This is a genomic window from uncultured Veillonella sp. (genome assembly GCF_963524655.1).
In the GTDB taxonomy this organism is placed as follows: domain Bacteria; phylum Bacillota; class Negativicutes; order Veillonellales; family Veillonellaceae; genus Veillonella.
On the sequence record NZ_CAURHA010000057.1, the window covers coordinates 1 to 5,431 of the forward strand.

A 5,431-nucleotide genomic window follows, 5' to 3' on the forward strand; every position below is an offset into this window, starting at 1 on the left:
GTTTTTTGAATCCAATAGTTCAAGGATACTTCGTTGCCTACGTATTGTTCAAATAAATAGGTGTTGCCTGGAGTATTTTCTTGGTTCCCATTCTCATCGATGGTGTGGCGTACAGATTCTTTCAGATAGAGCTGCACTCTAAATGGATTCGCTTGATTGCCTTTAAAAATGAAATACGATGGACCTATAAAGTCATGCGTACGAATATTAATCTGTTCGTACTTTTTCTCTTTTAGGCCCTGCAACGCAGTTTGAATCATAGCGTTCGCATCGTCGTATTCTTCGAGCAAGAAAGCTTGTTGATCTACATCGAGCACATAGTGCCAAGTCGGTTTTTCTTCGCTTTTTTCGATGGACCAGTTGTCTACTAGATTAGGTAAGGCATGATTATCGTAGAGGTCTTTCAATAGATCGCGTGTAGCATCCTTATTAATTACCGTACGATAGATGATTTTTTGCCCTTCCGTAGGGTCGTAGCCGTGTATTCGCACTTGATACATATCTCGAGGCATACGAAAAACATCTAACTTAAAAATGTTGCGCAATTTGTCTGGAACGGATAGGAAATGATTGTAAAAGCTTAACTTTATTTCATCTTGGGCTGTTAAGGCTTTTTCTATGGTTTGCCAATCATATAAGGTGGTATCCCACAGAAAGTCATCCATGTTTACAGATAAGCGAGCTGCATATTGAGGCCACGTAGTAGGACTAGGGCGCACCGTAGTAGTAGACTCTGCAATGCCTTCCTTATACTGCCAGTGACCATCAATTTCCTCAAATGCCTCTAATCGCTCTGCTCCTTCGTCATCGATAGGGATATCTTTTAACTCTTCATCTAAGTTTGCCTTATGGGACAAGATATATTGATGCGACTGTTCGTAATAGGATACAGCCTGATCAAGGTCTGGCGTGCCTGTTACATAGCCTTTTTCATAGGCATAGCCGAGAGCAACCCGTGTTAAGGCGCGCGTAATATCGTAGAAGAGAACCCGATTTTCCTCTTCGAAGGCTCGTTGCTCTTCATCTAAGACGCGCAGTAAGGATTGAACGGCAAAGCGCATATTTTTTGTCACGCCTAAACCGTGGATGCGCATATAACCAATGTATGGCAAGGCGAACATAAAGCGTTCCTTAGTCGCCGCCATATGCGTTAAGTCTGCAATGAGTCCCCAGTCTAAAGGGAGGTGGCCGATGTGAAAGATATAGCCAAAAGCCGCTTGTAATGCGGTATACCCAGCATCACTAAAGTTCTTAGTAGCGGCACGGCGATAGAGACCAATCGCCTTAACTGGATCGTAAGGAATGGTACTGCGCAATTCTTTGGCATCGTAGAAATGATAGTAATAGTCTGCTAATTCGGCGATACTTTCAGATTGTCCTAAAGCGGCTGCTTTAGTAAACCAAGTGAAAGCATCTTCAAAGTTGCCATTTTCGTGACAGTCGAGGCCTGTATAGAGCATCATGGCTGGATTGCCAAGGTTTGCAGCCGTTCTAGCTACGCGGCGGGCGTTCTCAAAGTCGCCTTCGTCGATATAGATGTTACGCAAATTTCCTTGGAACATGGCAAGCCCATTATAGAGTGCTTTATTAAGCCATCTTTTCGCCAGTTCCGATGCGTTTTCTTGCAGTTTCTCGTCTGGTATTGTCCCTTGTAAGGCCGCAATACGATCGTGTATGGAACCGCCTTGTAGGCTTCGTTGGATGCGTTTTGCCAAACTTAGAGGAGGTGGCATAATCATATCTTTTGCTGCTTCAATGCGATTGTCGTCGCGCCAGAAAAATACATTACCAATTACATACTGGCAATAGGCGTCGTCTTGCGCTGCATAATCGTGGACAATGCGGAATGCATCATCAAAGGAGATTTGCATATCCTTTTCCACAGTTGGCGTAATAGAACCTTTAATGCGCAACGCTTGTAAGGTTCCAATAGGACTACAACGGCGAATACTATCGTGTAAGCATTGATAGGTACGCATATTGTCCTCTGGGAAATTAGATTCCTCCCAAGTAAAGCGAGGGCCTGCATAAACGCGTGCTAAGAGGGCATATGCATCACCTAGCTCGCGCGCTTCTGGATCATTAGCGATTGTAAGCGCATCCTCTTTGCTATTAATTTCGCTTTCAAGAAGCGTAGACATATCGTTTCGCAAGGCGCGATGATCAGTTGACACTGCATCTTGCTGATTGTTGACGATAAGTTCAAGCTGACGCAAACCCTCTTGAGCCGCTTTTTGATTATAGGATTTAAAAATCATGTGGAAGACCTTTTGTAGGCGTTCCGTAAAGTACTGTGCCATTAGGCCTCCTTTTTATACGATAGAATATATATTTATTATATAACGAACATTTGGTACGGTGAAAGAGAAAATAAATTAAACAAAAAATCCCCTCTGCATAGATTTTGATTTACGTTGCTGTGAAATCTGAAATCTTTCAGAGGGGATATAGTTATCCTAATTCCTTAGAATCACTATTATTTTTTGTTATAATCGCCGAACCATTTGTCGTAGATTTTTTGGTAAGTGCCGTCTTCTTTAAGTTCTTTAAGAGCTTTATTAACAGCTTCTTGTAAAGCTTTGTTGCCTTTTTTCACGCCAAGAACTGTGCCTGGGGATTTAGTAGGTTCGCCTACGAGTTTAAGGTCTTGGTCAGCACCTTGTTTGAGGTAGTACATAGCAACTGCGTTATCGATGATAGCGCCATCGATTGTGCCAGCTTTCAATTCCATGAAGATATTAGCATTGGAATCGATTTGTTTTACTGTTGTACCAGGGATTTTTTGAGCCATTTCAACAGGGATTGTGCCGATTTGAGCACCTACAGTTTTGCCTGCCAATTCATCCATGTTGTGGATTGTAGTGTTGTCTTTACGAACAACTGTGATGAAACCACCTTGGTCAAAGTATACATCGGAGAAGTCTAATACTTTTTCGCGTTCCGGTGTAGCGTTGATACCGGCAGCAATCATGTCGATATCGCCAGATTGAACAGCTGGAATCAAAGCATCGAAGCCCATAGATTTGAATTCCATTTTTAGACCGATTTTTTTAGAAATTGCTTCGGACAAATCAACGTCGAAACCAACGTATTTTTCGCCTTCAGTAAATTCGAATGGTGGGAATGTAGTTTCAGAACCTACACGCAATACACCTTCTTGTTGTGTCATTTTTGGTTTGTCGTTGCCACAACCAGCCAATAAACCCAATGCTGCTACCGCTACGAGGGCGATGGCTGTCAATTTTTTGAACTTAAACATAGTATCCTCCTCAAACATTCATATACATGATTTATACATTTCTGTTTATATTGTACGGAATTTTACACCAATAGGCAATAACATTGTATAATTAAGAATACATGACTTTCATATTTTAAGATGTTTCTACTTAACCTTGTGATTTACGAGGTAGAATACCCTTAATGATTATGTTAATTTAAGAATATCCTAGATTGTTATATTAATTTATATATATTAATTTATCACTGGAGGCCATATGTCCCTTACACATATCTTTTCAGATCTTTGTAAAAGCTTCGCCCCTGATGCTTTTGCGGTGAATTATACATTAGCTAAGAACCCTGAGATTTCTAGTCAAGAATTTGAGTCTGTCAAAATTATTGGTGCGGCCCTCGAAAAACATGGCATGGATGTAACTTATGAATTCTGTAACTTGCCAACCGCCTTCAAGGCCTCTGTTGTAAAAGTAGACAAACCTCAAGGTCGTTTGGCAATTTTATGTGAATACGATGCATTGCCTGAAGTAGGTCATGCGTGCGGCCACTGTGCGAGTGGTGCCATGAGCATACTGGCGGCATTAACACTTCGTAAAATGCAGCAAGACGGCGTAGCTTTCAACATGGATATCGATATTATCGGCACACCAGACGAAGAAGCCATGGGATGCAAGGTAGATATGTGCAATGCCGGCGTATTTAAAGACTATGATTTTGCTATTATGGTTCACCTCGATGGAGAGGAAACGCGTCCTAATTCACAATTCTTGGCCCTCGATTGTTTCCGCGCTAAATTCCACGGTAAACCGGCCCATGCAGCAGGCGAGCCTTGGAATGGCGTCAATGCGGTGAACGGCGTACAACTCGCTATTCATGCTATGGATATGATGCGCCAACAAGTGCGCCCTGAAACGCGCATCGGTACATGGATCATCGCTGGCGGTACTGCGTCCAATGTCATTCCTCCATATGGTGAATTAGAGGTCACTGTGCGTCATACAGAACGTGACTATTTGAACGGTTTATCTGAACAGATTAAAAAAATCTTTGAAGGTGCTGCCCTATGTACAGGTACAACAGTAGATGTTGAGTTCTATGGCAATCCGTATGATGATATGAATCAAAACTATCGCGGTACAGCGCTCATCGAAGAAGTGATGGCTGACATGGGGCTAGACTTTGAACCTGGTCCGGCAGCCCTCGGCGGTAGCTCCGATATTGGTAATGTAAGCTATCAATGTGCGGCGTTCCACCCTAAATTACGACTTGCTGGGGACGATAAAGTGTGCCACTCTAAAGAATTTGCCGCGGCCATGCTGGATCCTACAATTGAACAAACCATCATCGATGGTGCTAATATCATTGGTCGTACATTGTTGTGCTTGGTTGAGACTCCAGATATTTTACAAGAGATTGTAGCCGAATTTAATGCAACTAAATAAAGCTCTTTTTATATCTATCAGGGTGGCTGTAATATCTTAGATAGAATTTATTGTCTCCTTCAGAATTACTAATAATGGACGATAATGACACATTGCCATTTATAAAACTTTGAATTTTGGTAAAATAGGTTCCTACTTCAACATCTTGGTGATAGAGAACCCATACTACGTTATTTCCGGCGATGACAGGGATGTATTTAAACTCAAGAAATTCAAATAAACCGGCTATGGTGATACCATCTGGTACGGTAAACTCTTCGCGATGCCAACTAGTATCATCCGCTGCACAAACGGCGTCTCTATCGATTATTATGCGCATAGTATCTCGCTTCCAATCTATGTTTTAATTTCTATCTAGGTGTTCTTTTAGTTTATATTTTACACCTTATAATCTTTAATATCCTACTTAGTAGGAATATATTTATTTCTATTACTATCTATTTAATTATTTATCTAATTATATACTACTGTATTAAAGGAGGCTGCATGTCCTCAACTGAAATATTACAAATTAAAAACTACATAGGTCTCACAGGCGATAAGCCAATTCGCTTTATCGCATCTGATGTGGACGGTACCTTGGTAAATGACGAAAAGGCCATCCCTGAGGATGCTATCGAGGCGATTCGAGCGGCTCGTGAAAGTGGCATTCGCGTAGCTATCGCTTCTGGTCGTGCCTGGAATGAGATGAACGATGTCATCGGAAAATTGCCGTGCTTGCGCTATTTTATGTGCACAAATGGCGCCTATGT

Annotated in this window: 5 protein-coding genes; 2 read left to right on the top strand and 3 right to left on the bottom strand. The window is 41.8% G+C overall.

All coding sequences use genetic code 11. From position 1 onward, the window contains the following. Nucleotides 1-2,300 (bottom strand): tetratricopeptide repeat protein (locus RYM16_RS08650; protein WP_314983345.1); only part of this gene is annotated, 2,300 nt, incomplete at its 3' end. A gap of 176 nt (nt 2,301-2,476) precedes the next feature. Continuing rightward, complete coding sequence (locus RYM16_RS08655; protein WP_287292627.1) at nt 2,477-3,259, bottom strand: basic amino acid ABC transporter substrate-binding protein; 783 nt, start codon at nt 3,257-3,259, stop codon at nt 2,477-2,479. A 238-nt stretch (nt 3,260-3,497) separates the two neighbouring features. On the opposite strand from RYM16_RS08655, the gene RYM16_RS08660 reads away from it, so the two are divergent. Next, entirely contained in the window at nt 3,498-4,679 is a 1,182-nt protein-coding gene (locus tag RYM16_RS08660; RefSeq protein ID WP_314983346.1) for an amidohydrolase, read from the top strand. Here RYM16_RS08660 and RYM16_RS08665 read toward each other — a convergent pair. Continuing rightward, on the bottom strand, nt 4,672-4,998 hold the full coding sequence (locus RYM16_RS08665) for a hypothetical protein (RefSeq protein WP_054748203.1): 327 nt from the start codon (nt 4,996-4,998) through the stop codon (nt 4,672-4,674). The genes RYM16_RS08660 and RYM16_RS08665 overlap by 8 nt on opposite strands. 167 nt (nt 4,999-5,165) lie before the next feature. Between RYM16_RS08665 and RYM16_RS08670 the strand changes: the two genes are divergently transcribed. After that, a partial coding sequence (locus RYM16_RS08670) for an HAD-IIB family hydrolase (protein ID WP_314983347.1) occupies nt 5,166-5,431 on the top strand: 266 nt, incomplete at its 3' end.

What these genes read in the sequence shown, in the direction of transcription:
- RYM16_RS08655 (WP_287292627.1), bottom strand. Translation starts at nt 3,259, where the DNA reads ATGTTTAAGTTCAAAAAATTGACAGCCATCGCCCTCGTAGCGGTAGCA.
- RYM16_RS08660 (WP_314983346.1), top strand. Translation starts at nt 3,498, where the DNA reads ATGTCCCTTACACATATCTTTTCAGATCTTTGTAAAAGCTTCGCCCCT.
- RYM16_RS08665 (WP_054748203.1), bottom strand. Translation starts at nt 4,998, where the DNA reads ATGCGCATAATAATCGATAGAGACGCCGTTTGTGCAGCGGATGATACT.